Annotated in this window: 21 protein-coding genes; 9 read left to right on the top strand and 12 right to left on the bottom strand. The window is 73.3% G+C overall.

Translation table 11 applies throughout. The features are described 5' to 3' along the window. Positions 1-29 precede the first annotated feature (29 nt). Complete coding sequence (locus AC07GB_RS06815; RefSeq protein ID WP_478842319.1) at positions 30-794, bottom strand: bestrophin-like domain; 765 nt, start codon at positions 792-794, stop codon at positions 30-32. A gap of 15 nt (positions 795-809) precedes the next feature. Beyond that, a complete protein-coding gene (locus tag AC07GB_RS06810; RefSeq protein WP_478842317.1) occupies positions 810-938 on the bottom strand; it encodes a hypothetical protein in 129 nt (42 codons plus the stop codon). 821 nt (positions 939-1759) lie between these two features. Between AC07GB_RS06810 and AC07GB_RS06805 the strand changes: the two genes are divergently transcribed. The 3 genes from AC07GB_RS06805 (at position 1760) to AC07GB_RS06795 (ending at position 5961) form a co-directional block, all read left to right on the top strand. Further along, complete coding sequence (locus tag AC07GB_RS06805) at positions 1760-2734, top strand: SCO0930 family lipoprotein (RefSeq protein WP_478842315.1); 975 nt, start codon at positions 1760-1762, stop codon at positions 2732-2734. A 285-nt stretch (positions 2735-3019) separates the two neighbouring features. After that, complete coding sequence (locus AC07GB_RS06800) at positions 3020-3832, top strand: SAM-dependent methyltransferase (RefSeq protein ID WP_478842313.1); 813 nt, start codon at positions 3020-3022, stop codon at positions 3830-3832. Beyond that, positions 3829-5961 (top strand): putative bifunctional diguanylate cyclase/phosphodiesterase, encoded by a 2133-nt coding sequence (locus AC07GB_RS06795; RefSeq protein ID WP_478842311.1) that lies wholly within the window; start codon positions 3829-3831, stop codon positions 5959-5961. Before AC07GB_RS06800 ends, AC07GB_RS06795 begins: the two co-directional genes overlap by 4 nt. Before the next feature lie 107 nt (positions 5962-6068). Here the strand turns inward: AC07GB_RS06795 and AC07GB_RS06790 are convergent, their stop codons facing one another. Beyond that, positions 6069-6944 carry a LysR family transcriptional regulator gene (locus tag AC07GB_RS06790; protein WP_478842309.1) on the bottom strand — a complete coding sequence of 292 codons (876 nt, stop codon included), beginning with the start codon at positions 6942-6944 and terminating at the stop codon, positions 6069-6071. Positions 6945-7038: 94 nt separating this feature from the next. Between AC07GB_RS06790 and AC07GB_RS06785 the strand changes: the two genes are divergently transcribed. The 3 genes from AC07GB_RS06785 to AC07GB_RS06775 are packed head-to-tail and all read left to right on the top strand — an operon-like array spanning position 7039 to position 10442. Further along, positions 7039-7746, top strand: coding sequence for a succinate dehydrogenase (locus AC07GB_RS06785; protein ID WP_478842307.1), 708 nt, complete (start codon positions 7039-7041; stop codon positions 7744-7746). A 3-nt stretch (positions 7747-7749) separates the two neighbouring features. Continuing rightward, positions 7750-9699 carry a fumarate reductase/succinate dehydrogenase flavoprotein subunit gene (locus AC07GB_RS06780; RefSeq protein WP_478842305.1) on the top strand — a complete coding sequence of 650 codons (1950 nt, stop codon included), beginning with the start codon at positions 7750-7752 and terminating at the stop codon, positions 9697-9699. Then, complete coding sequence (locus tag AC07GB_RS06775; RefSeq protein ID WP_478842303.1) at positions 9696-10442, top strand: succinate dehydrogenase/fumarate reductase iron-sulfur subunit; 747 nt, start codon at positions 9696-9698, stop codon at positions 10440-10442. The genes AC07GB_RS06780 and AC07GB_RS06775 overlap by 4 nt, the downstream gene beginning before the upstream one ends. 17 nt (positions 10443-10459) lie before the next feature. Here AC07GB_RS06775 and AC07GB_RS06770 read toward each other — a convergent pair whose 3' ends face one another. Both AC07GB_RS06770 and AC07GB_RS06765 read right to left on the bottom strand, forming a co-directional pair. Next, a complete protein-coding gene (locus AC07GB_RS06770; RefSeq protein ID WP_478842301.1) occupies positions 10460-11449 on the bottom strand; it encodes an MBL fold metallo-hydrolase in 990 nt (329 codons plus the stop codon). Between the two features lie 92 nt (positions 11450-11541). Next, positions 11542-12480, bottom strand: coding sequence for a serine hydrolase (locus tag AC07GB_RS06765; RefSeq protein ID WP_478842299.1), 939 nt, complete (start codon positions 12478-12480; stop codon positions 11542-11544). A 35-nt stretch (positions 12481-12515) separates the two neighbouring features. Here AC07GB_RS06765 and AC07GB_RS06760 point away from each other — a divergent pair, with 35 nt between their 5' ends. Continuing rightward, a complete protein-coding gene (locus AC07GB_RS06760; RefSeq protein WP_478842297.1) occupies positions 12516-13472 on the top strand; it encodes a LysR family transcriptional regulator in 957 nt (318 codons plus the stop codon). 32 nt (positions 13473-13504) lie between these two features. Here the strand turns inward: AC07GB_RS06760 and AC07GB_RS06755 are convergent, their stop codons facing one another. Further along, entirely contained in the window at positions 13505-15862 is a 2358-nt protein-coding gene (locus AC07GB_RS06755) for an ATP-binding cassette domain-containing protein (protein WP_478842295.1), read from the bottom strand. Positions 15863-15936: 74 nt separating this feature from the next. Further along, the gene (locus AC07GB_RS06750; protein WP_478842684.1) at positions 15937-16980 is read right to left on the bottom strand and encodes an LLM class flavin-dependent oxidoreductase; all 1044 of its coding nucleotides are present in this window, start codon (positions 16978-16980) and stop codon (positions 15937-15939) included. A gap of 152 nt (positions 16981-17132) precedes the next feature. Here AC07GB_RS06750 and AC07GB_RS06745 point away from each other — a divergent pair, with 152 nt between their 5' ends. After that, entirely contained in the window at positions 17133-17621 is a 489-nt protein-coding gene (locus tag AC07GB_RS06745) for a phosphatase domain-containing protein (RefSeq protein ID WP_478842293.1), read from the top strand. A 15-nt stretch (positions 17622-17636) separates the two neighbouring features. Here the strand turns inward: AC07GB_RS06745 and AC07GB_RS06740 are convergent, their stop codons facing one another. Further along, positions 17637-17852 carry a dodecin gene (locus tag AC07GB_RS06740; protein ID WP_478842291.1) on the bottom strand — a complete coding sequence of 72 codons (216 nt, stop codon included), beginning with the start codon at positions 17850-17852 and terminating at the stop codon, positions 17637-17639. 292 nt (positions 17853-18144) lie between these two features. Between AC07GB_RS06740 and AC07GB_RS06735 the strand changes: the two genes are divergently transcribed. Further along, complete coding sequence (locus tag AC07GB_RS06735) at positions 18145-19425, top strand: extracellular solute-binding protein (RefSeq protein ID WP_478842289.1); 1281 nt, start codon at positions 18145-18147, stop codon at positions 19423-19425. 63 nt (positions 19426-19488) lie between these two features. On the opposite strand, the gene egtD is transcribed toward AC07GB_RS06735, so the two are convergent. Genes egtD through egtA form a run of 4 tightly spaced genes read right to left on the bottom strand, consistent with a single transcriptional unit; the run spans position 19489 to position 23979 of the window. Beyond that, positions 19489-20451: an L-histidine N(alpha)-methyltransferase gene (egtD, locus tag AC07GB_RS06730; protein WP_478842287.1), complete on the bottom strand. Its 963-nt coding sequence runs from the start codon at positions 20449-20451 to the stop codon at positions 19489-19491. Continuing rightward, entirely contained in the window at positions 20448-21203 is a 756-nt protein-coding gene (egtC, locus tag AC07GB_RS06725; RefSeq protein ID WP_478842285.1) for an ergothioneine biosynthesis protein EgtC, read from the bottom strand. Before egtC ends, egtD begins: the two co-directional genes overlap by 4 nt. Further along, entirely contained in the window at positions 21203-22621 is a 1419-nt protein-coding gene (gene egtB, locus AC07GB_RS06720; RefSeq protein ID WP_478842283.1) for an ergothioneine biosynthesis protein EgtB, read from the bottom strand. The genes egtC and egtB overlap by 1 nt, the downstream gene beginning before the upstream one ends. Continuing rightward, positions 22618-23979, bottom strand: coding sequence for an ergothioneine biosynthesis glutamate--cysteine ligase EgtA (gene egtA / locus AC07GB_RS06715; RefSeq protein WP_478842281.1), 1362 nt, complete (start codon positions 23977-23979; stop codon positions 22618-22620). The genes egtB and egtA overlap by 4 nt, the downstream gene beginning before the upstream one ends. Between the last annotated feature and the right edge of the window lie 185 nt (positions 23980-24164).

Genomic DNA, 24164 nt, shown 5'->3' with positions numbered 1-24164 from the left:
CGGCCGCCACGGGTGTCCTGCGCGAGCCGTCAGTCGCCGATCCCGGGGAAGAGCAGCCTGAAGGGCTCCGCCGTCGCCGCGATGCCGCGGCTGTAGGGGGCGTCGAAGTCCCAGATCAGGAAGAGCAGGAAGGCGATCAGGGCCGAGAAGAGACCGGCGAGGATGAGTTCGCGGCCGGTGCGGCGGATCTGGAAGGTGAAGATGAGGCCGACGGTCACGAGCCCGCCGGTGATCAGGCCGAACCAGACGACCCCCGGCATGGTGGCCTCCGCGCTGTCGCCGCGGGCGCCGCGCGCGTCGTCGGCGAGGGCGACCTGGTCGACGAGGGGCTGGTAGGCCTGTGCCTCGAAGTCCGACTTGGGTTCGTAGTCGGTGACGTCGTGGCGGAGCGTGGTGAGCAGGGCGGTGCCGCGCGCGCTGAGTTCACCGTGGGAGGCCATCCGGTCCCATTCCTTGTTCACCACATGGCCGACATACGCCGTCACGTCGCCGCGGATACGGTCACGGACCTCTGCGGGGTAGACACGGACCCGCTCGTGCACTTCGTGCAGCGCCTGGGCCTCGGTGCGGACGTGGTCCTGGGCGGCGCTGCGGGCCTCCCAGACACCTGCGATGGCCAGGCCGAGGACGATCGCGTAGACCACGCCGATCATCATCGTCATGTACTCCATCACGTCCGGAGTTTCCGATACGTCAGCGTCCGCGGAGCTTCGCCAGTGCCGCAGGACGACGACGAGGAGTACGACAGCGCACGCGGCGGCCATCGCGAGGGTGAGAACAAGCCATTCCGACAAGGAGTCCTCCGGCGGTCAGCGCGGCCGCAGCGCGGCGACGGCGAGCACCGCGGGTGCGGTGATGAGCAGGGTGAGGTGGACGAGGGAAGGCCCGCCGCGCGGCGGGCTCTTGCGTGGGGCCGTGTGGTACTCGGGGTAGTGCACGGGCTCCGGCGTGCGGTCGGGACGCCGGGGTGAGGGCGTGGGCCGGGGGGCCGGTGGTGCGGGCGGTGGTGGCGGTTCCACCGACGGCGCGGGGGGCGTCGGGGCGATCCGGGGCGCGGGCGGCGGCGGGAGAGGCGGAGCGGGCGCGGGCGGCGGCTCAGGCCTGGGCGGGGCGGGCGCGGGCGGGGTCGGCTTGGGAGGCGTGGGCTTCGGGGGCGTCGGCTTGGGCGGCGTCGGCTTGGGGGGCGTGGGTTTAGGAGGCGTGGGTTTCGGGGGTGTGGGCGTGGGCTTCGGAGGGGTGGGCGTGGGCTTCGGCGGAGTGGGCTTGGGCGGGGTCGGCTTGGGCGGCTTCGTGGGCGGCGGAGGACACTTCCCGCTGCCCGCGTAGGCCGTGGCCGTCCCGCCCGGGCCGGTCGACGCGTACGCGCAGGCGTCGGCCACGACGACGGCGGAGCCCGCCGGGAGGCCCACGAGCAGGGCCAGCGTGAGCAGCGCGAACACACGTGTGACGGGAGCGAGAAAGCCCCTGGAGGATCCGGGCACGACGCAGATGATGGAGGGCGCGCGATCCGCTCGCGCCGAAACCTGAGGCGAATCTACCGAAGGTGGGAGCGCCCGTACGCGGGTTCGCGCCGGGCCCGCGCCGGGAAGCGCCTCCCTGTGCGCCGTGCGAGCCGCGACTCATCGCCCGCCCAAAGAATCTTGCACCGGTGTTGAACGCTCGCCTGTGCCCTGCGCGTACCTAGGGCCATGTGTGACGCGAGTGGGCGTCGCACCATCCACGTCACATCATCCGAGCGGACACCGGGAGTGAGTGAGAGATGAAGACCTGGCGGAGCGCCTCGCTCGTAGCGACAGCTGCGGCCGTGCTGGCGCTGACGACGGCGTGCGGTCAGGACAAGGGGGACCAGAGGGAGCAGTCCCCGAAGGGCCAGAACGTGGGCAACGAGGCGCCCGCAGGCGACGGCTACGGCGCGGACGACGGCTACGGCGCGGACTCGGGCAGCGGCGCGGGCGGCGCCGCCAAGGCGAAGGCGGCCGGGCAACTCGCCGTCTGGGACAGCAAGAAGCTCGGCAAGGTCGTCACGGACAGCGCGGGCTTCACGCTCTACCGCTTCGACAAGGACACGGCGGAGCCGCCCGCGTCGAACTGCGCCGGCGCCTGCGAGAAGGCCTGGCCCGTGGTGCCGGCGAAGGGCGCGGTGGCCGCGCCCGGCGTCGACAAGTCGCTGCTCGGCGAGGTCACCCGGCCCGACGGCAGCAAGCAGCTCACCCTCGACGGCTGGCCGATGTACCGGTTCGCCAAGGACGCCAAGCCCGGTGACGCCAAGGGGCAGGGCGTGGGCGGCACCTGGTTCGCCGCGGCGCCCGACGGCAAGAAGGCGAAGCCCGCGGCGCCCGGCGGCGGAGCGGACGCGGCGCGCCCCGCCGACCCGGCCGGGCTCTCCACCCGCGACGACCCCGAGTTGGGGAAGATCGTCGTCGACAAGAACGGCATGACGGTCTACCGCTTCACCAAGGACTCCGCCTGGCCCATGAAGTCCGCCTGCACCGGCGCCTGCCTGGACAAGTGGCCGGTCGTGGAACCCGTGGCCGCGAACGACACCAAGGGCGTGCTGAAGAAGGGGTTCGTCACCTTCAACCGGCCCGATGGCCTGAAGCAGCAGACGATCGACTGCTGGCCGCTGTACACCTTCGCCGGGGACAAGAAGCCCGGCGACACCAACGGTCAGGGCGTGGGCGGTACCTGGTTCGCCGCGGCCCCCGACGGCAAGGCGGTGCGCGCCGCCCAGTAGGCCCCTGCCGCCGCCGCGCGGCGCCGAGTCCGACCGGCGCCCCGCCCCGGGGCCCGGGACGCGCCCGGCCGACCGGCCCGTTCCTTCCGTACCAAACGGAGGGAATGGGCCGGTTCTTTGGCGTTTCTCAGGGTGCGTACGGCATGTGCCACCGGCAGTGGCCCAGGTAGTGACCGAGAACGGACGGCCAATTTCCGGTTTGACTCGCCCCCTTGCCCGGCGATCAGTAGCCTCACCCTCGAACACCGGCTCGCCCCCGCCTGATGCCTAAGCCTTGGAGTGTTGATGGAGCGTCTCGCCTGGGCCCCGCCCGGCATCGACGTCGCGATGCCGAGCGCGGCCCGGATCAACGACTGCTACCTGGGGGGCTCGTACAACTTCGAGGCGGACCGTCAGGCCGCGCGCCGGGCCATGGAGTACCTGCCCGGGCTACCCAAGATCGCTCAGGCGAATCGTGCCTTCATCCACCGTGCCGTGCGGTTCGCCGTGGACGCGGGCATCGAGCAGTTCCTCGACATCGGCTGTGGCATCCCCTCCTCCGGCGCGGTCCACGAGGCGGTCCGGGCCGCGGCGCCGGGGGCGCGCGTCGTGTACGTGGACCACGACCCGGTCGCCGTCGCGCACGCCCGGGCGGTCGTGGACGGCGAGCCCCTGTTCCGGGCGGCCTTCGCCGATCTGCGCGAACCCCGCGACATCCTGGGCGGTTCCGAGGTCAGGGAACTGATCGACTTGGACAGGCCGACCGCCCTTCTCCTGGCGGCCATACTCCACTTCGTCGAGGACGCGTACCATCCCTACGCGGCGGTCGGAGAACTGCGGGACGCGACGGCGTCCGGCAGCCTGCTGGCCGTCACGCACATTTCGTACGAAGGGATACCGGTTCCGCAGGAGCAGGCCGCCGGCGCCGTCGGCGTGTACAAGGACATCCGCAATCCATTGGTCATGCGATCGCGTGCCGAGATCGCGCGGTTCTTCGAGGGATACGACATGGTGGAACCCGGCCTCGTGCCGATGCCGCAGTGGCGGGCCGACACGGAGCTCGTGGAGGAGGACCCCTGGGCCTTCTCCGGGTTCGCCGGCGTGGGACGCAAGCGTTGAGCGCGGAGCCGGACGGGCCGGAGGACAGACTGCGCAGATTCGCCACGATCTGGAGCCGCGCGGTCTTCCCGGTGACCGCCACCTCGCTGACCCGGCCCGAATTCGAGCGGCAACTCCAGCCGCTCGCGCGGGGGTTGCGTGACGCCCTGGAGGAGCGGCCCTTTCGCGCCGCCACCGGTGAGGCGGTCGGCGAGGCCCTGGTCCAGGCGCACTGCACCGAGCCGGACGCGCTCAGCCGCACCCTGAACGTGGTGGACGCCTATCTCGTCCTGTACTGCGGCGCGGAGGGCGAGCGCGAGGAGCTGCGGGCCCGCTGCGCCCGCCTCCAGCACGCCATCGCCGCCGGTTTCGCGCGGGCGCTGCGGACGCGCACCCTGGCCGAGCAGGAAGCCATATCCCGGGCGGCGCTCGACGCGCGCGGCACCGTCGCCGAGGCCCTGCACGCGAGCGAGGCCCGCTTCCGCGCGGTGTTCCACGGCGCCGCGATCGGCATCGGCATCGCCGACCTCGAAGGCACCGTCCTGGAGGTCAACGACGCCCTCGTGCGGATGTTCGGCGGCCTGGAGCACCAGCTGCGCGGGCGGAACGTGGGGAGCTGGACGCACCCCGACGACTCCCCGCACGTGTGGAAGCTGTACGAGGAGCTGGTGCGCGGCGAGCGCGAGCACTACCGCGTCGAGAAGGCCTTCTACCGCCCCGACGGCACCGTCCTGTGGACCAATCTGACCGTCTCTCTGCTGCGTGACGCCGACGGGGTGCCCCAGTACCAGCTCGCGCTCGTCGAGGACACCACCGAGCGCCGGCTCCTGAACCTGCGCCTGCGCTACGAGGCGACGCACGACGCGCTCACCGGGCTGCCCAACCGCACCCTGTTCTTCGAGCGCCTGGAGAAGGCGCTCGCGGCCGGCGAGGGCGCCCGGTTCGGCCTCTGCTACCTGGACCTCGACGGCTTCAAGACCGTGAACGACAGCCTCGGGCACGCGGCGGGCGACCGGCTGCTCGTCGAGGTCGCCGACCGCCTCCAGGCCTGCGCGACCGCGCCCGGCGAGATGGTGGCCCGCCTCGGCGGCGACGAGTTCGTGGCGCTGACCACGGGACCCGACACGGAGCGGGAGGTCGACGAGCTGGCCGGGCGCATCATGAACGCGCTCGCGACGCCGATCAGCGTCGACGGCCGCGAGCTGACGGTGCGCGGCTCCATCGGCATCGTCGAGGGCCCGGCCGCCGAGCGCGGCGCCGCGGAGGTGCTGCGCAGCGCCGACATCACGATGTACCGCGCGAAGCACGCGGGCGGCAACCGCTACGAGCTGGCCGACCCCGAGGCCGACGCCCGCGCCATCACCCGGCACGGTCTGACGACGGCGCTGCCGGTGGCCCTGGAGCGCGGCGAGTTCTTCATCGAGTACCAGCCGCTCGTGCACCTGGAGGACGGCAGCGTGCGGGGCGCCGAGGCGCTGGTGCGTTGGCTGCACCCGCAGCACGGCGTCATCGGCCCGGACCGTTTCATTCCGCTGGCCGAGCACACCGGGCTCATCGTGCCGCTCGGCCGCTGGGTCCTGGAGGAGTCCGTGCGCCAGGCGCGCACCTGGGAGGCCCGGCACGAGCACGCGGGCCCGGTGCGGGTGAACGTGAACCTCTCGCCGTGCCAGCTCACCCACCCCGGCCTGGTCTCCGACACCGTGGAGATCCTGGAGCGGACAGGCCTCGCGCCCGGCGCGCTCTGCCTGGAGGTCACCGAGTCCGCGCTGATCGGCGCCGACGAGGACCTGCTCAGGCCGCTGCGGCGGCTCGCCGAGATGGGCGTCGACATCGCGCTCGACGACTTCGGCACCGGCTACTCGAACCTGGCGAACCTCCGGCGCCTGCCGGTCAGCGTCCTGAAGCTCGACCGGGCCTTCACCCAGGGCATGCAGCACTACCCCGTCGACCCGGTCGACCTGAAGATCGTCGAGGGCATCGTGTCGCTCGCGCACAGCCTGGACCTGGCCGTGACGGTCGAGGGGGTCGAGACGGGCGCGCAGGCCGACCAGCTGCGGGAGCTGGGGTGCGACACCGCCCAGGGCTGGTACTACGCCCGGCCCGGCCCGCCGGACCGGCTGCACGAGCTGGCCCTGGCCGACGTGCCCTGATCAGCCGCCTCCCGGTGGCGCGGTCGTGGCGGAGCGGGACGGGCCGGGGCTCGTGCGCCGCAGCGCGCCGTGCCGGAGCGGCCTCGCCGCACCGGGCCCGCCGCGCCTCACCGGGCGAGGAGCATCCGCTGCAACTCCCGGGCCGCGCGCGGCGGCGCCACGTCGCTGCGGTGGGCGAGCGCGATCGTGCGGCGCAGGCGTGGCCGGGCGAGCGGGGTCATCCGCAGGTCGCTGCCCGCGCGTTCGGCGACCATGCGGGGGACCACGGCGACGCCGAGGCCCGCGCGGACGAAGCCGAGCACCGCGTCCATCTCGCCGCCCTCGACGGCGAACTCGGGCTCGAAGCCCTCCGCGCGGCAGGCCGCGACCGTCAGCTCCCGCAGGTCGTAGCCGTGCCGGAACATCACGAGCCGCTCGCCCTCCAGGTCGGCGACGCGGGCCGTGGCGCCGAGGCCCGGCGCGTCCGGTGACGACACCACGACGAGGTCCTCGCGCAGCAGCTCCACCGTGGTCAGGGCGGGGGAGGGGCTCGGCAGCGGAAGCACCACGAGCGCCAGGTCGAGGGCGCCGCGCGCCAGCTGGCGGACGAGGTCGTGGCTGCCGCCCTCCTCGATCAGGAGCTGGATGCCGGGGTGCCGGTCGTGGAAGTCGCGCAGGACCTGCGGGAGCAGGCCGGTGCACACGCTCGGCGTCGCGCCGAGGCGCACCCGGCCGCGGCGCAGCTGTGCCAGCTCCTGCACCTCGATGCGCGCGGTGTCGGCGTCGGCCAGGATGCGCCGGGCCAGCGGGAGCAGCGCCTCGCCCGCGTCGGTGAGCGTGATGTTGCCGCGCGCCCGGCTGAACAGCTCGGCGCCCAGCTCCTTCTCCAGGGCGCGCACCTGCTGCGAGAGCGACGGCTGCGAGACGTGGACCCGCTCGGCGGCCCGGGTGAAGTGCCGGGTCTCGGCGACGGCGACGAAGTAAAGGAGCTGCTGGAATTGCATGCTCACACCGTAGACTCTCCATAGTCTCCCACTATGGAGATGAGCGCCATCATCTCTTGGACTGATCGGGACCTTCGCCCGTAGCGTGGATGACATGGCTCTGGCAACGCGGACGGACCGACGGCCGTCACTTCCGCGATCGGTGTGGGACTCCACCGTCGGCAAGAAGACCGTGATGGCGGTGAGCGGCGTGATCATGCTGCTCTACCTGGTGGCCCACATGATCGGGAACCTCAAGATCTTCTTCGGTCCAGGCGACTTCAACCACTACGCGCACTGGCTGCGCACTCTCGGCGAGCCCGTGATGCGCTGGGAGTGGACCCTGTGGGTCATCCGTGTCGTGCTCGTCGTCTCCGTCGTCGCGCACGCCGTGTCCGCGTACCAGCTGAGCAAGCGCGACATCAAGGCACGCCCCACGAAGTACGTGCACAAGAAGCCGCGCAGCAGCTACGCGACGCGCACCATGCGTTGGGGCGGCGTCATCATCGGCCTGTTCATCGTCTGGCACATCCTGGACCTGACGACGGGCACCGCGCACCCCGGCGAGTACCAGCACCTGCACCCGTACCAGAACGTCATCGACACCTTCTCGACCTGGTACGGCAACGTCGTCTACATCGTCGCCGTGGTCGCCGTCGGCTTCCACGTGCGGCACGGCTTCTGGAGCGCCGCACAGACCCTCGGCGTGGGCAGCGCGGCCCGCGACCGCGCCCTGAAGACCTGCGCCAACGGCCTCGCGCTCCTGCTGACCGCTGGCTTCGTCTCCGTCCCCGTAGGCGTCATGACCGGAGTGGTGAGCTGACCGATGAATTCCTACGCCGACTACGTCACCGGAGAGCCGGTCGCCGACACCAAGGCGCCGCGCGGGCCGATCAACGAGCGCTGGGACACCCGCCGCTTCGAGGCCAAGCTGGTCAACCCCGCCAACCGCCGCAAGCACACCGTCATCGTGGTGGGCACCGGCCTCGCGGGCGGCTCCGCCGGGGCCACGCTCGCCGAACAGGGCTACCACGTCGTGCAGTTCTGCTACCAGGACTCGCCGCGCCGCGCCCACTCGATCGCCGCGCAGGGCGGCATCAACGCCGCCAAGAACTACCGCAACGACGGCGACTCCGTCCACCGCCTGTTCTACGACACCGTCAAGGGCGGAGACTTCCGCGCCCGCGAGTCCAACGTGCACCGGCTCGCGCAGATCTCGGTGGAGATCATCGACCAGTGCGTGGCGCAGGGCGTGCCCTTCGCGCGCGAGTACGGCGGGCTGCTCGACACCCGCTCCTTCGGCGGCGTGCAGGTGTCCCGTACGTTCTACGCCCGCGGCCAGACGGGCCAGCAGCTCCTGCTCGGCGCGTACCAGGCGCTCAGCCGCCAGATCGCCGCCGGGAACGTGGAGATGCACCCGCGCACCGAGATGCTCGACCTGATCGTCGTCGACGGCCACGCCCGCGGCATCGTCGCCCGTGACCTGGTCACCGGCGAGATCGACACCTACTTCGCGGACGCCGTGGTCCTCGCCTCCGGCGGCTACGGCAACGTCTTCTACCTGTCGACCAACGCCATGAACTCCAACGCCACCGCCGTGTGGCGGGCCCACCGGCGCGGCGCCTACTTCGGCAACCCGTGCTTCACCCAGATCCACCCCACCTGCATCCCGCGCACCGGCGACCACCAGTCGAAGCTGACGCTGATGAGTGAGTCGCTGCGCAACGACGGCCGCATCTGGGTGCCGAAGGCCAAGGGCGACACCCGCCCGGCGAACGAGATCCCCGAGGACGAGCGCGACTACTACCTGGAGCGCATCTACCCCTCCTTCGGCAACCTCGTCCCGCGCGACATCGCCTCGCGCGCCGCGAAGAACGTCTGCGACGAGGGCAGGGGCGTGGGCCCCGGCGGCCAGGGCGTCTACCTGGACTTCGCCGACGCCATCAAGCGCATGGGCCGGGGCGCCGTGGAGGCCAAGTACGGCAACCTCTTCGACATGTACCAGCGGATCACCGACGAGGATCCGTACCAGGTGCCGATGCGCATCTACCCCGCCGTGCACTACACGATGGGCGGACTGTGGGTCGACTACGACCTCCAGACCACCGTGCCCGGCCTGTTCGCCATCGGCGAGGCCAACTTCTCCGACCACGGCGCGAACCGGCTCGGCGCCTCCGCCCTGATGCAGGGCCTCGCCGACGGCTACTTCGTCCTGCCGTCCACCATCAACGACTACCTCGCGCGGAACCCGCACCAGGAGGAGGTCACCGACCAGCACCCCGCGGTGCGCGCGGTGGTGACCGAGACCGAGGAGCGGATCGCCCGCCTCCTTGCTGTCGACGGCGACCGCACGCCCGACTCCTTCCACCGTGAACTCGGCGAACTCATGTGGGAGTTCTGCGGCATGGCCCGCACCGAGACGGGTCTGCGCAAGGCCCTGGAGCGCATCCCGCAGATCCGCGAGGAGTTCTGGCGGCGCCTGAAGGTGCCCGGCACCGGCGAGGAGTTCAACCAGTCCCTGGAGAAGGCCAACCGCATCGTCGACTACCTGGAGCTGGCCGAGCTGATGTGCCTCGACGCGCTGCACCGCGCCGAGTCCTGCGGCGGCCACTTCCGCGAGGAGTCCCAGACCCCCGACGGCGAGGCCGCCCGCAGGGACGAGGAGTTCTCCTACGCGGCCGCCTGGGAGTTCACCGCCACCGGCACCGCCCCTGTCCTGCACAAGGAAGACCTGGTCTTCGAGTACGTCCACCCCACTCAGCGGAGCTACGCATGAAGCTCACCCTGCGCGTCTGGCGCCAGCAGAACGCCGACGCCGAAGGCGCCATGTCCACGTACGACGTGGACGGGATCTCGCCGGACATGTCCTTCCTGGAGATGCTCGACACCCTCAACGAAGAACTCATCGTCAAGGGCGAGGAGCCGGTCGCCTTCGACCACGACTGCCGCGAGGGCATCTGCGGGGCCTGCTCGCTCGTCATCAACGGCGACGCGCACGGGCCCGAGCGCACCACCAGCTGCCAGTTGCACATGCGGTCCTTCCAGGACGGCGACACCATCGACGTCGAGCCGTGGCGCGCGGCCGCCTTCCCGGTCATCAAGGACCTGGTCGTCGACCGCTCCGCCTTCGACCGCATCATCCAGGCGGGCGGCTACATCAGCGTCCCGACCGGCTCCGCGCCCGAGGCGCACGCCACGCCCGTGCCGAAGGCGGACGCCGACCACGCCTTCGAGCACGCCGAGTGCATCGGCTGCGGCGCCTGCGTGGCCGCCTGTCCCAACGGCTCGGCGATGCTGTTCACCTCGGCCAAGGTCAACCATCTGAACGTGCTCCCGCAGGGCGCGCCCGAGCGCGAGACCCGCGTCCTCGACATGGTCGCGCAGATGGACTCCGAGGGCTTCGGCGGCTGCACGCTCACCGGCGAGTGCGCCACGGCCTGCCCGAAGGGCATCCCGCTGCCGTCCATCGCGGCGATGAACAAGGAGTGGCTGCGGGCCGCGCGCAAGGCGCCCCGCTAGCGCCGCCCCCGGCCCTCTCAGCGGCGGGGCCGCAGGTCCGCCCCGTACACCGTCTCGTAGTCCGGCACCACGAGCCGGGAGCGGGGGCTGACCTCACGGGCCTGGGCGAGGAAGTCGTCCAGGCCCGTGCCGTCCTTCCGGGGCGGCTCGCTCAGCGGCCGCTCGAAGTTGTCCCAGTGCACGGGGACGACCACGTCGGGCCGCCCCAGCGCGTCGAGCAGCCGCGGCACATAGCGGTACGTCGACGCGCTCGACGCCACCGCGACCATCGCGACGTCCGGCTCCAGGCCCCGGAAGGAGCGCTCGTCGAAGTCGCTCGCCCCCATGAAGAGGGCCGAGGGCGCGCCGTCCGGCGTCACCTTGAACGCCAGCGTGTCGCCCTCCGGCAGGTCCGAGATCGTCCGGGGCGCGGCCGTGGGCGGGGCGTGCAGGGTGCCGGGCGCGAAGTAGGAGTACGAGCCGTTGCGGCTGTGCCGCGAACTCGCCACCTCGACGACGTACCCGTCGAAGTCGAGCACCTCGCCGCCCCGCACCACGGAGATCTGGCCCGCGTCCACACCGAAGGAGCGCAGGACGTGGTACGTCGTCTCGGTGCCGATGACCCGCGCCCCCGTCGAACGGGCCAGATAGGGAACGTCGTTGAGGTGGTCCCAGTGCGTGTGCGTCACACAGATGACCTCGGGCGTGCCCGTGTGCCGGCGCACCAGGGCCTCGTCGGTGCGCAGCCGGGTCGCGGGGTCGAAGGAGCCGGTGAACAGGCCGGTGTCGAAGCGGGTGACGTACGGATCGACCAGGACGGTCTTGTCCTTCTTGAGCAGCTCGATCCGCCAGCCGGAGGTGCCGAGCCAGCGGTACGAGACGGCCGCGGCGGACCGGCGGGACGCCGGGGCCCTGGTGCGTCCCTCGGCGGACGCGGTGGCGGGAAGCAGGGGGACGGCCGCGCCGATGGCGGCACCGCGCAGGAGGGTGCGACGGCCGGGGCTGAGGTGTCGTGCGGGGTTCTCCATGGCGGCAGCAGAGCAGAACCCCGGGCGCGCCGTCCAAGATCAAGGGCCCGCGAAGCCGATATCTGATCCCATATAACCCCAGCTCAGAGCGGTCACCCCACGGCGGAGCCGGCCCGCAAACTGTCGACGGCCAGGCGTGCCGCCGTGCCGATCGCGGCGTCCACGCGCGTGAGGTCCGCGGCCATCGCGCGACTGCGTGCGAAGACGGCCACCGCGTACGTGTCGCCCTGCGGCCACCGCACCACGCCCGCCTCGATGTGCAGCCCCGGCAGCGTGCCGGTCTTCGCCGCGATCCGCACGTCGTCGGGGAACCCCGAGGTCAGCCGGTGCCGGAACACCTGGCGCCCCATCAGCTCCCGCACCCGCGCACAGGCCTCGGGCGGCCCCGCCGCGTCCCGCCAGATCAGGTCGAGGAGGCGGGTGACCTCACGTGGCGTACCGGAGTTGGCGCGCTCCGGGTCGAGGACGCTCAGCCGCCGCTTGCCCTCGTCCGGCAGGGCCCGGTACAGGCCGGCGAACTCCTCCGCCGTGCGCGCCCCGACATCGCTGAGCATCGACGCGAGGGACTCGCGCGGACCGCCCACGATCCGGGTCCGCGTGAGGCCCAGCTCCCGCGCCAGCATCCCCACCGTGTCGCGGCCGACGCGGGAGAGCAGGATGTCGGCCGCGGAGTTGTCGCTCACGGTCAGCGCGAAGTACGCGAGGTCACGCAGCGAGATCTCCACGTCGTCCACGCACCCCGCGGTCCCCCAGCCGCCGAGCCGGTGCGCGTCCGTCACCAGGACCCGCTCGCGCGGATCGAGCTGCCCCGCGGCGGCCTGGCGGGCGAACTCCAGGACGAGCAGCACCTTGAAGACGGACGAGAGGGGGACGGGTGTGTCGGCGGCGACACCGACCCCGGCCTGCCCGCCCTCCGCCGCTTGGGCACCGGTGGGGCCGGCGCGGCGCTCCGGGTCGATGCGCTGGGCGTGCAGCGCGCCCTCCGCGCCCGCTTGGGCGAAGACCTCCCGTATGCGTTCCTCGACCCTCATCCCGCCCCTCACTTCCTCTCGCCTAGGCTCGTCGCGTGGATCTCTTGCGGCACCTGCGTATTTTCGTCGTCACCGCGGAGGAGCTGCACTTCAGCCGGGCCGCGGAGCTGCTCGGCATGGCACAGCCGCCGCTCAGCCAGGCCGTGCGGCGCCTGGAGAAGGAGCTGGGCGCCGTACTCTTCGACCGCGGCAACCGGCAGGTCCGGCTCACCGCCGCCGGGTCCGTCCTCTACGACGAGGCCCGCGCGCTCCTCGTCCGCGAGGAACGGCTGCGCTCGCTGGTGCGGCGTGCCGTCGACGGCGACGTGGGTACGCTGCGCGCGGGCGTGCCCGAGGACACCGCCGCGCCCGTGCTGCACGCGCTGCTCGCCGCCTGCGCCGAACACGAGCCCGGGCTCCGCGTCGACCTCCAGGAAGTGTCCACGCAGGAGCAGCTCCGGCTGCTCGCCTCCGGAGGCCTCGACGTCGGCCTGCTGCACCTCCCGGTGGACGCCACCGGCCTCGTCCTCGGCCCCGAAGTCGCCGTCGAGCTGGGCGTGGTGCTGCCCCGCACCTCCCCGCTCGCCCGGCTGCCGGAGGTCGCCCTCGCCGACCTCCGCGGGCACGACCTGATGCTGAGCCCGCGGGACGCCGCGCCGGGCTGGCACGACGCCACGCTCGACGTCTGCCGCCGCGGCGGCTTCGTGCCAGGCCGGGTCCGGCACGCCCGCAACCCCGAGTTCCTGCTCGGCCTCGTGGCGGCGGGGCAGGGCGTGGCCTTCGAGCGGGGCACCGCCGCGCGCAAGGAGCCGCGCGTGGCCTGGCGCCCCCTGGCCGGGCGGCCGCTCGCGCAGCGGGTCGCCGGCGCGTGGCCCGTGCAGGGGGCGCATGCGGGGGCGGGGCGGTTCGCGGGGCTCGCGGCGCGGGTCCTGACCAGCGACAGCGCGGCCGTGCCCCCCTCCACCGCGGTCCCGGTCCCTCGCCCCTGGACAGTGGTCTACGACCCCCCGTGAGCCCCACCACGGGCCGGGCTTTCGGGTGGGGGTCAGGCTCGTGGGGGGAGGGCCGCGGACAAGTACGGGGCCGTGCGGCTGTGGGGGGTGGTGGAGACCTGGTGAGGTGGGCCGCAGGCCACTACGCGGCCGCCCCCGGCTCCGCCCCCGGGCCCGAGGTCCACCACCCAGTCCGCCCCGGCCACCACGGACATGTCGTGCTCGGCGACCACCACGGAGTGCCCCGCGTCGACCAGCTCGTGCAACCGCCCCACGAGCAGCTCCACATCGGCGGGGTGCAACCCGGTGGTGGGCTCGTCCAGGAGGTAGAGGGTGTGCCCCCGCCGCGCCCGCTGCAACTCGCTGGCGAGCTTGATGCGCTGCGCCTCGCCCCCGGACAGCTCCGTGGCGGGCTGGCCGAGGCGCAGATAGCCGAGGCCCACGTCCATGAGGGTGCTCAGGCTGCGCAGGACGGCGGGGGTGTCGGCGAAGAAGGCGGCGGCGGCCTCGACGGTGAGGTCGAGGACCTCGGCGATGGTGCGGCCGTTGTGGGTGACCTGGAGGGTCTCCGGGTTGTAGCGGGCGCCCGCGCAGTCGGGGCAGGGAGCGTACGTACTGGGCAGGAAGAGGAGTTCCACGCTCACGAAGCCCTCGCCCTGGCAGGTCTCGCACCGCCCGCCCGCGACGTTGAAGGAGAACCGCCCGACGCCGTAGCCGCGCTCGCGCGCCGCGTCCGTCGCCGCGAAGACCTTGCGTACGACGTCGAAGAGACCGGTGTAGGTGGCCAGGTTGGAGCGCGGGGTGCGGCCGATGGGCTTCTGGTCGACGCGGACCAGGCGGCCGACGCCGTCGAGTTCCTCGGTCAGCTCGCCGAGGAGCGTGGACTTGCCGGAGCCGGAGACGCCGGTGACCGCGGTGAACGCGCCGAGGGGGAACTCCACCGCCACGTCCCGCAGGTTGTGCCGGGTCACGGGGCCCACCTTCAGCCAGCCGCGCGGCTCACGGACCCCCCGGACGGGGGCCGGGGCGCGCCCGAAGAGGTAGCGGGCCGTCGCGGAGCCGGGGACGTCGGCCAGGTCCGCCACAGGGCCGCTGTGCAGGACCTCGCCGCCGTGCTCGCCCGCGCCCGGGCCCACGTCCACGAGCCAGTCCGCGTGCCGCATGACGTCGAGGTGGTGCTCCACGACGAACACCGAGTTGCCCGCCGCCTTGAGCCGGTCGAGCACCGTGAGCAGGGACTCGGTGTCCGCGGGATGCAGCCCGGCCGACGGCTCGTCGAGGACGTACACGACGCCGAAGAGCCCGGAGCGCAGCTGTGTGGCGAGGCGCAGGCGCTGGAGTTCGCCAGGGGAGAGCGTCGGCGTGGCGCGGTCGGGGGAGAGGTAGCCGAGGCCGAGGTCGGTGATGGTGTCGATGCGGGAGAGGAGGTCGGCGGTGAGGACGCGGGCCGTCTCGGAGCCCTCGGCGTCCCTGAGGCACGCGGCGAGGTCGCTCAGCGGCAGCGCGGCAAGCTCCGCGATCGTGCGGCCCGCGAACGTCACCGCGAGCGCCTCGGGCCGCAGCCTGCTGCCGCCGCACGCCGGGCACGGCTCACTGGTCAAGAACCGCTCGGCCTTGGCGCGCAGGGCCGGGCTCTTGGAGTCGGCGAACGTCTTCATGACGTAACGCCGGGCGCTCATGTACGTGCCCTGGTACGGGCGTTGGATGCGGCCGGCCTCGCGGACGGGGTGGACCGTCACCACCGGCTGCTCGTCGGTGAACAGGATCCAGTCCCGTTCGCCCTGCGGCAGTTCGCGCCAGGGCCGGTCCACGTCGTAGCCGAGCGCGTCGAGGACGTCGCGGAGGTTCTTGCCCTGCCAGGCCCCGGGCCAGGCCGCGACGGCGCCGTCGCGGATGGACAGGGACGGGTCGGGCACCAGGAGGTCCTCGGTGGTGCGGTGCACCCGGCCCAGGCCGTGGCACTCGGGACACGCGCCCGCGGCCGTGTTCGGCGAGAACGCGTCCGAACCGAGCCGCTCGGCGCCCGCGGGATACGTACCGGCGCGTGAGAACAGCATCCGCAGCGAGTTGGAAAGGGTCGTGACGGTGCCGACCGAGGAGCGGGAGGTGGGCGCCGCCCTGCGCTGCTGGAGCGAGACGGCGGGCGGCAGGCCCGTGATCTCGGCGACCTTGGGCGCCCCGACCTGGTGGATGAGGCGGCGCGCGTACGGGGCGACCGACTCGAAGTAGCGGCGCTGGGCCTCCGCGTAGATCGTGCCGAAGGCCAGCGAGGACTTCCCGGACCCGGAGACGCCGGTGAACACGGCGATCACGTCGCGCGGGACGTCCACGTCGACGCCGCGCAGATTGTGCTCGCGGGCACCCCGGACGCGGACGAACGGATCGTGGTCGTGGGCGCGGGGGCTGGGCATGGGGCGGGCTCCGAACGCGGGGATGGGGCAAACTCCACGATTCTAGGCCGGGGCCGTTCGCGCACCTCGGGCGGTCAGGTGCCGGTGGCCTCCGGGGCCCCGGACAGGCCCGCCACCCGCGCCAGGCGCCGGTAGGAGTCGAGCAGGCCGACGCGGTCGTGCGTACTGGTGGTCACCAGGACCTCCTGGGCGCCGCTGTCCTTGAGCAGCCCCTCCAGGGCGTCGGCGACCTGCTCCTCGGTGCCGTGGATGTGGCCCTGGAGCCCGGACTCGTACAGCTCGCGCTCCTTGCCGGTCATGCCGCCCGCCGCCGCGAGCGCCTCGACGCGCTCGGCGGGCGGCAGCGGCGGGAAGGTGCCGTGGGTGCGGGAGTACGCCAGCGACCAGGCCTCCGGCACGAGGAGGCGGCGCGCGGCCTCCTCGGTCTCGGCGACGGCGATCGAGCCGGAGACGATCACGTACGGCTCCGGCGCCCAGGGCGAGGGTGTGAAGGCCGCGCGGTAGCCGTCGACGGCGCGGAGCATGCGGTCGCGGCCCCTGAGATCGCCGATGACCAGCGGCAGGCCCGCGGCCGCGGCGATGGCGGCGCCCTCGCCGGTGGCCAGGACGTACGCGGGGACCCGCACGCCGTCGGCGGGGTAGGCGCGCACACCGGTGCCGGTGCCAGAAGTGCCGCGGAACCAGTCGAGCAGCTCCGTGAGCTGGGCCGCGAAGTCCTCGGCGGCGTGCTTGTCACGGCCGAGGGCCTTGCGGACGCCGTCCGTGAACCCGACCGAGCGGCCGAGCCCCATGTCGATCCGGCCGGGGAAGAGCGCCTCCAGGACCCCGAACTGCTCGGCGACCACGAGCGGCTGATGGTTCGGCAGCATCACGCCGCCCGTGCCGACCCGGATCGTCCGGGTGGCTCCGGCGACGGCCGCCGCGAGCACCGTCGGCGCGGAACCGGCGACTCCGGGCACGCCGTGGTGCTCGGACACCCAGAAGCGGTGGTAGCCGAGGGCCTCCAGGTCCTGCGCGAAGCGGACCGTGTCACGCAGCGCCTCGGGGCCCTCGTGCCCCTCACGGACACGCGAACGGTCGAGGACGGAGAACCGGGTGGAATCGATCACTGTGCTCACAGACATGTCAACGCTCGCCGCGGCTGAGGATTCCCGCGCCCGCCCGCGCCGCCGCGCACTTCAGGAGGTGCGGCCCGCGTGCCTCGCGCGGTGTGTCCCGCCCTCGTCCCGTCGCCGCGCCGATCACCTCGTTCGTTCCTTACGCTGATCACGTGACGGACGACAGCAGACCCCTGGCCGTGTTCGACCTCGACAACACCCTTGCCGACACCGCGCACCGCCAGCGGTTCCTGGAGCGCAGGCCGCGCGACTGGGACGCCTTCTTCGCGGCGGCGCCGCACGACCCGCCGCTGCCGCGCGGTGTCGCGCTCGCGCGGGAGAGCGCGAAGGAGTGCGAGGTCGTGTATCTGACGGGGCGGCCGGAGCGCTGCCGGGCCGACACCGAGGCGTGGCTCGCCGCGCAGGGGCTGCCCGCGGGGCCGGTCTGGATGCGGCGCGACCACGACCGGCGGCCCGCGCGCCGCACCAAGCTGGAGATCCTGCGGCGGCTCGCGCGGGGCCGCGAGGTGCGCGTGCTCGTGGACGACGACGAGCTGGTGTGCGACGACGCGGAGCGGGCCGGGTTCACGGTGGTGCGGGCGCGCTGGGCCCGGCCGTCGGCCGCGCTCGAACAAGCGCAGGAGCGCGAGGGGCGCACCTGAACCCGCGCCGGGCGGTCAGTCGGTGTCCTCCAGGCGGAAGCCGACCTTCAGGCCCACCTGGTAGTGCTGGATCTCCCCGTCCTCGATATGGCCGCGCACCTGCGTGACCTCGAACCAGTCCAGGCCGCGCAGCGTCTGCGAGGCGCGGGTGATGCCGTTGCGGATGGCCTGGTCGACGCCTTCGTGGGAGGTGCCGACGATCTCGGTGACCCGGTAGGTGTGCTCGGACATGCGGTCCTTCTCCTCTCCGCGGCGGTGCGGCTGCCCTCCACGGTAGTGCCGGGCGGGGGCGCGGTCCTGTTGGCGGCGGCGCGGCGGAGCAGCGAGGCCGCGGTGCGGCGGGGCAGCGGTGCGGCGGTGCGGCGGGGGAGCGATGTGATCGATTGATGGAGGTGGCGTGAGAGACCGATGCGCCCACGCCCCTTGACCCGATGTTGAGGTCCGTACCAAAATCCCACACACCCGTTCGAGCACCGCTCTTCCCCACGTCGGGCCCCTCCCCCCGTGTTGTCCCCCGCAGAAAGTGACCGACGTGAACGCGCGCCACAGACGCATCTCGCTCTCCCTCGCCCTGGCCTTCGCCGCCACCGCGCTGCTGCCCGGCTGCGGCGTCCTGCCCGGCTCGGACGACGACAAAAGCTCCGTCACGGTCTGGCTGATGCGGGGCAGCGCGTCGGACGGGTTCGTCGAGCGGTTCACCGAGGACTTCGAGAAGCAGCACGACGACATCGACCTGGACATCCGCGTCCACGAATGGACCGGCATCGGCCCCAAGGTGCAGAAGGCCCTCAAGGAGGACGACGGGCCCGACGTCATCGAGGTCGGCAACACCCAGGTCTCCCAGTACGTCGACGGGGGCGGCCTGGAGGACCTCACCCTGGAGTCCGCGCGCGACCTCGGCATGGACGACTGGCTGCCCGGCCTCGCCGAGCCCGGCCGCTACCGGGGCGCCCAGTACGGAGTGCCGTGGTACGCCGCCAACCGCGTCGTGCTCTACAACAAGGACCTGTTCGCCCAGGCCGGCGTGAAGCAGCCGCCCAAGACCCGGCAGCAGTGGCTGGACGCGACGGCGCGCCTCGACTCCGGCGCCCGGCAGGGGATCTACCTCGCCGGACAGGACTGGTACACGCTTGCCGGGTTCATCTGGGACGAGGGCGGCGACCTCTCCAAGGAGAAGGGCGGCGCCTGGAAGGGCAGTCTGCACTCCGCGGCCGCGCTGCGCGGCATGGAGTTCTACAAGCAGCTCCAGGCGCTCGGCGACGGCCCTCAGAACGCGGACGAGGAACACCCGCCGCAGGCCGGGGTGTTCGCCAAGGGCGACGTCGCGCAGATCATCGCGGTGCCCGGCAGCGCCCGCGCCATCGAGGCGAAGAACCCGGCCCTGAAGGGGAAGATCGGCTACTTCCCGATCCCCGGCAAGACCGCGGGCAAGCCCGGCGCGGTCTTCACCGGTGGCTCCGACCTCGTCGTGCGCGAGGGCACGAAGGAGCGCAAGGCGGCCGTCGAGGTCGTCAAGGCGCTCGCGGGCGAGAAGTGGCAGAAGGAACTGGCCCGCACGATGGACTACGTGCCGAACAAGACGACGCTCGCCCCCACCGTGTCGGGCGACGCCGGGGTGGCCGCGATGGCGGCCGGGGCCGCGCGGGGCCGGGCGACGCCCAACTCGCCGCGCTGGGCCCTGGTCGAGGCCAAGAACCCGATCAAGACCTATATGTCCAAGGTCCTCGCCGGCGGTGACGCGGCGGCCGCGGCCAAGGCCGCCTCCGGCCTGATCACCGAGGCGCTGGCGGACAACGGGCACTGAGCCCGGCCCGCGGGGCCCGCCGCCGACGGCGCCGGGCCCCGGTCCCGCTGCCGGGACCCGGCTTCAGGACGCCGTGCTCAGGGACAGCGCGAAGCGGCCGCGCTCGTCCGTCCACCAGTGCGTCAGCTTCAGGCCCGCCGCGGCCAGTTCGGACCGTACGCCGTCCTCGCGGAACTTCGCGGAGACCTCGGTGCGCAGGTCCTCGCCCCGCTCGAAGTCGACCGCCAGGTCCAGGGCGGGGATCTTCACCGTCTGCGCGAGCCGGGACCGCAGCCGCATCTCGATCCACTCCCGGTCGCGGTCCCACACCGCCACGTGGCTGAACGCCTCGGGGTCGAAGTCCGCGCCCAGCTGGCGGTTCACGACGTGCAGGACGTTCTTGTTGAACGCGGCGGTCACGCCCGCCCCGTCGTCGTACGCGGACACGAGCACCGACTCGTCCTTGACCAGGTCCGTGCCGAGGAGCAGCGAGTCCCCGGGGGACAGCAGACCGCGCACCGAGGCGAGGAACGCGGCGCGCTCGGCGGGCAGCAGGTTGCCGACGGTGCCGCCGAGGAACGCCACCAGGCGCGGCCCCGGAGTGCCGGGAAGGGCGAGGCCCTGGGTGAAGTCGGCGATGAGCGCGTGCACGCTCAGCGCGGGCCGCTCCGCGAGCAGCGTGTTCGCCGCGCCGGTCAGCGCGGACTCGCTGACGTCGACGGGCACGTACGTGTCCAGGTCCGTCAGGGCGTCGATGAGGTGCCGGGTCTTGTCGGACGAGCCGGAGCCCAGCTCTATCAGCGTGCGCGCCCGGGTGACGTCGGCGATCCGTGCCGACCGGGCCACGAGGATCTCGCGCTCGGCACGCGTCGGGTAGTACTCGGGAAGCGTGGTGATCTCGTCGAAGAGGACGCTGCCGCGCGCGTCGTAGAACCACTTGGGAGGGAGCGTCTTGGGGGTGCGGGACAGACCGTGCAGGACGTCGGCGCGCAGGGCGGCGTCCGTGGCGTCCTCGGGCAGGGTGCGGGTCAGCAGGAACGGGCTCACGCGGGTGGCTCCTTGAGCGGGGTGAGAAGGACGTCGGTGCGGCTCGCGTGGAGCAGCGTGTGGTCGGGGACCTCGCGCCAGCGCGGGTCGTCGTCGTAGGGCTCGGACGCGGCGACGGTGCCGCGTCCCGGCTCGGCCAGGTACCAGAGGGTGTCGCCCCAGGCCGTCGCGGCGATCGTCGCGCCGTCGGTGAGCAGCAGGTTCAGGCGCGAGCCGGGGGCCGCCTCCGCGACCTCAAGGACCGTGTCCGCGAGCGCCTGCGGCAGCGGCTCGCCGCGCCGCAGGCGGGCCTGGACGAGCGCCCAGACCAGCGCGGAGTCGCAGCGCGCCGCCAGGGACAGCAGCTCGGCGGCCGGCAGGCCCGCGGCGAGCGGCGCGAGCGAGCCGGGCCAGCCGGAAACCGCGCCGTTGTGGCTGAACAGCCAGCGGTCCGCGGCGAACGGCGCCGCCGCGGCCTCCCCGTCCGCCCCGGCCACGGTGGCGTCGCGCACGGCGGCGAGCACCGCCCCCGAGCGCACCACGCGCGCGAGGTCCGCGAACGACTGGTCGCCCCAGATCGGCCCCGGCCGCCGGTAGCGCGCGGGCACCGGGTCCCCGTCGGCGTACCAGCCTACGCCGAAGCCGTCGGCGTTGACCGTGCCGTACCGCTGGTGCCGCGGCGCCCAGGACTGCCGCAGCAGGCTGTGCCCGGGCGTCACGAGCAGCGCGCCCAGGTGCGCGGGCGCCCCGACGTAGGCGAGGTGACGGCACATCAGCACAGCTCCGCGGCCAGCTCGGCGGCGGTGGCGTCGCGGGCCGTGCGGAAGCCGGAGAAGATCTGCCGCCGCACCGGGTGGTCCCAGTTGCGGAAGGTGCCCCGGCACGCCACGGCGTCCACGGAGAAGGCGCCGCCGCGCAGGACCTTGTAGTCACCGCCGAAGAAGACTTCCGAGTACTCGCGGTAGGGGAAGGCGACGAAGCCCGGGTACGGCAAAAAGTCGCTCGCCGTCCACTCCCACACGTCGCCCATCAACTGCCGTATGCCGAGCGGCGATTCCCCGTCCGGGTAGCTGCCCGCCGGCGCCGGGCGCAGATGGCGCTGCCCCAGGTTCGCGTGCCGGGGCGCGGGGTCCTCGTCCCCCCACGGGTAGCGCGCCGAGCGGTCCTCGCCGGGCCGGTGGCGGGCCGCCTTCTCCCACTCGGCCTCCGTGGGCAGGCGCCGCCCCGCCCAGCGCGCGTACGCGTCCGCCTCGTACCAGCTGACGTGGACCACCGGTTCGTCGGCGGGCACCGGCTCCACGTGGCCGAAGCGCCGCCGCAGCCACTGGCCGCCCTCGCGGCGCCAGAACAGCGGCGCCGCGAGGCCGTTCTTGCGGACCGTCTCCCAGCCGCGCTCGTGCCACCAGCGCGGCTCCTCGTACCCGCCGTCGTCGATGAAGCGCTGGTACGCGGCGTTCGTCACCGGCGTGGTGTCGAGGAAGAAGGGTGGCACGAGCCGCTGGTGGGCGGGCCGTTCGTTGTCGAGCGCCCAGGGCTCGGTGGAGGTGCCCATGGTGAACGTGCCGCCGGGCACGAGGACTTCGTCCGGGCCGCCGAAAGCCGGAGCGGGCTCCGGGTCGGGTGCGGTGAGCGCGGGGGCGCCCGCGCGCAGCTGATGGGTGATGAGCATGGTCTCGTCGTGCTGCTGCTCGTGCTGCGCGATCATGCCGAAGGCGAAGCCCGCGTCGGTGAGGCCCCGGGCCGCCCGCGCGCTGCCCTCCGCGAGCGGGGCGCCCGGGTCGAACGGGGTGCCCTCCGTGAAGGGCGTGCTCTCCAGGACGTCGAGCGCCCGGCCGCGCACCTCGGCGGCGTAACGGCGGGCCTCGTCGGGCGCGAGCAGCGGCAGCGAGGGCCGGGCGGCGCGCGGGTGCTCGAAGGCGTCGTACAGGGAGTCGATCTCGGGCCGCAGCGCGTCACGGCCGCCTACCGCGCGCAGCAGCCACTGCTCCTCCTGGTTGCCTATGTGGGCGAGGTCCCACACGAGCGGCGACATCAACGGCGAGTGCTGCGCGGTCAGTTCGCCGTCCTCGACGCAGGAGGTGAGCAGCGCGGTGCGCTCGCGTGCGGCGCGGAGCGCGGAGAGCGCCCGCCGCCGCAGCTCCTCGGGGCCGACGGCCGCCTCGTGCGGGGCTCCGGTCGTGGAACCGGTCATCGCGGTACGTCCTTCCCGGGGGTGAGCGCCCCTTGTGCGTCGAGTGCGTCGAGCAGGTCGTCCGCGGGGCAGCGGCCCCGGGCGACGTACCGGTCGGCGTGCGCCGCGACGGCCGCGAGGACCGCAGGACCGGCGCCGAGGCGGGGCAGCGCCTCCTGGGCCGCGGCGAAGCAGGCCGCCGCCGCCTCGCGCAGCTCCGGGTCCGCGAGGCCGTGGCGCGCCGCGTCCAGCCACAGCGGGCTGTGCGGCGCGGGTGTCGCCCCGGCCCGCTCGGCCAGCGGCTTGACGGTGCGGTAGGCCGTCTCGGCGGCCTGAGCGTCGTCGAAGAGCGCCATGGTCACGGCGAGCGGCACCACCCAGCCGTCCGCGCCCGGCTGCGCGTCGACCATGCGCAGCTCCAGGTGCCCACGCGGTCTGACCGGCGGGAACAGCGTGGTGAGGTGGTAGTCGAGGTCCTCGCGGGTGGGCGGCCTGGGCAGCCCCGAGCGCACCCAGGACCGGAAGCTCAGGCCCTGTGGGACCAGCCACGGCGCTCCGTCCGCGGCCCCGGGGCGCGCGTGGTCCGCCGTGCCCGCCGTGCTCTGGGGTGCCTCGCTGCGCACGCACATCACCGGCGCGTCCAGGGCGTGCCGGGCCCAGGCCGCCCGCGGCTCCTCGTCGAGCGCGGGCGCGCCCGATCTGCCGGGGTCGATGCCCGCCCACACGGCCTGCCGCGTGGACCGCCAGCCCGTGGCGCGGCCGTCCTGCACCGGCGAGTTGGCGAACGCCGCCACCAGGACCGGGCCGAGCAGGTGCGCGAGCCGCCAGCGCCGGGCGAAGCCGAGCGGCCCCGGCTCCGCGTACCCGGCGTCCAGGCAGATCTGCACGGACGCCGTGGAGCACATCATGCGGCGGCCCGCGTCGCCCGCGCGGTCGAGCCAGGACTCCATGGCGTCGTAGCGCGGCTCCCGCAGCAGCCGCGTCGGGGCACGCCAGGGGTCGGCGCCGAGGCCGGTGAGGGTGAGGTCCAGGGGGCGGAGCGTGTCGCGCACGACGGCCAGGTCGGCCGCGACGGCGGCCACGCACTCCATGAGCGAGGCGGCGGGCAGCGAGCTCAGCTCCAGCTGACCGCCGGGTTCCACGGTGACCGCCGAGTGCAGGGATTCGGTCCGCAGCGCCGCGCGGGCGGCCTCGACGCGGGCGGACGTGACGGGAAGGCGCGGGGAGCGCCGGTCGTGGACGAGCCATTCCAGCTCGACGCCGACGGCGGCGGGCGGTCCGTTCTTGAAGCAGATGCCGCGCACCAGGGCCTCGACCTCCGCCTCGGTCACGGCGTCCCGAGGACGCGCGCGACGGTTCGTACAGTCTCCCTCGGACATGTCGGGGGTCCTCCTGTTCCGGGCGGCCCGGACCACGCGTCCGGGCAGCGCTCGTAACACCCAAGACCTTGAAGCTATTTCGCACAAGACGGCCGCGGGTGGCCGGAAGGTGCCGTCGCGGTGAACGACGGCCGCGCCGCGCCGTCCGTTCACGCACCACACGGGGGATTCCTTCCAATAGACCA

It is taken from the genome of Streptomyces sp. NPDC045778, assembly GCF_056431945.1.
The sequence above is the reverse complement of the archived record's forward strand: the minus strand, read 5'-3'. Positions and strand labels throughout refer to the sequence as shown.

Coding starts and splice junctions, on each gene's coding strand:
- AC07GB_RS06805 (WP_478842315.1), top strand. CDS start 1,760: ATGAAGACCTGGCGGAGCGCCTCGCTCGTAGCGACAGCTGCGGCCGTG.
- AC07GB_RS06800 (WP_478842313.1), top strand. CDS start 3,020: ATGGAGCGTCTCGCCTGGGCCCCGCCCGGCATCGACGTCGCGATGCCG.
- AC07GB_RS06790 (WP_478842309.1), bottom strand. CDS start 6,944: ATGCAATTCCAGCAGCTCCTTTACTTCGTCGCCGTCGCCGAGACCCGG.
- AC07GB_RS06785 (WP_478842307.1), top strand. CDS start 7,039: ATGGCTCTGGCAACGCGGACGGACCGACGGCCGTCACTTCCGCGATCG.
- AC07GB_RS06780 (WP_478842305.1), top strand. CDS start 7,750: ATGAATTCCTACGCCGACTACGTCACCGGAGAGCCGGTCGCCGACACC.
- AC07GB_RS06775 (WP_478842303.1), top strand. CDS start 9,696: ATGAAGCTCACCCTGCGCGTCTGGCGCCAGCAGAACGCCGACGCCGAA.
- AC07GB_RS06770 (WP_478842301.1), bottom strand. CDS start 11,449: ATGGAGAACCCCGCACGACACCTCAGCCCCGGCCGTCGCACCCTCCTG.
- AC07GB_RS06765 (WP_478842299.1), bottom strand. CDS start 12,480: ATGAGGGTCGAGGAACGCATACGGGAGGTCTTCGCCCAAGCGGGCGCG.
- AC07GB_RS06755 (WP_478842295.1), bottom strand. CDS start 15,862: ATGCCCAGCCCCCGCGCCCACGACCACGATCCGTTCGTCCGCGTCCGG.
- AC07GB_RS06740 (WP_478842291.1), bottom strand. CDS start 17,852: ATGTCCGAGCACACCTACCGGGTCACCGAGATCGTCGGCACCTCCCAC.
- egtC (WP_478842285.1), bottom strand. CDS start 21,203: ATGTGCCGTCACCTCGCCTACGTCGGGGCGCCCGCGCACCTGGGCGCG.
- egtB (WP_478842283.1), bottom strand. CDS start 22,621: ATGACCGGTTCCACGACCGGAGCCCCGCACGAGGCGGCCGTCGGCCCC.
- egtA (WP_478842281.1), bottom strand. CDS start 23,979: ATGTCCGAGGGAGACTGTACGAACCGTCGCGCGCGTCCTCGGGACGCC.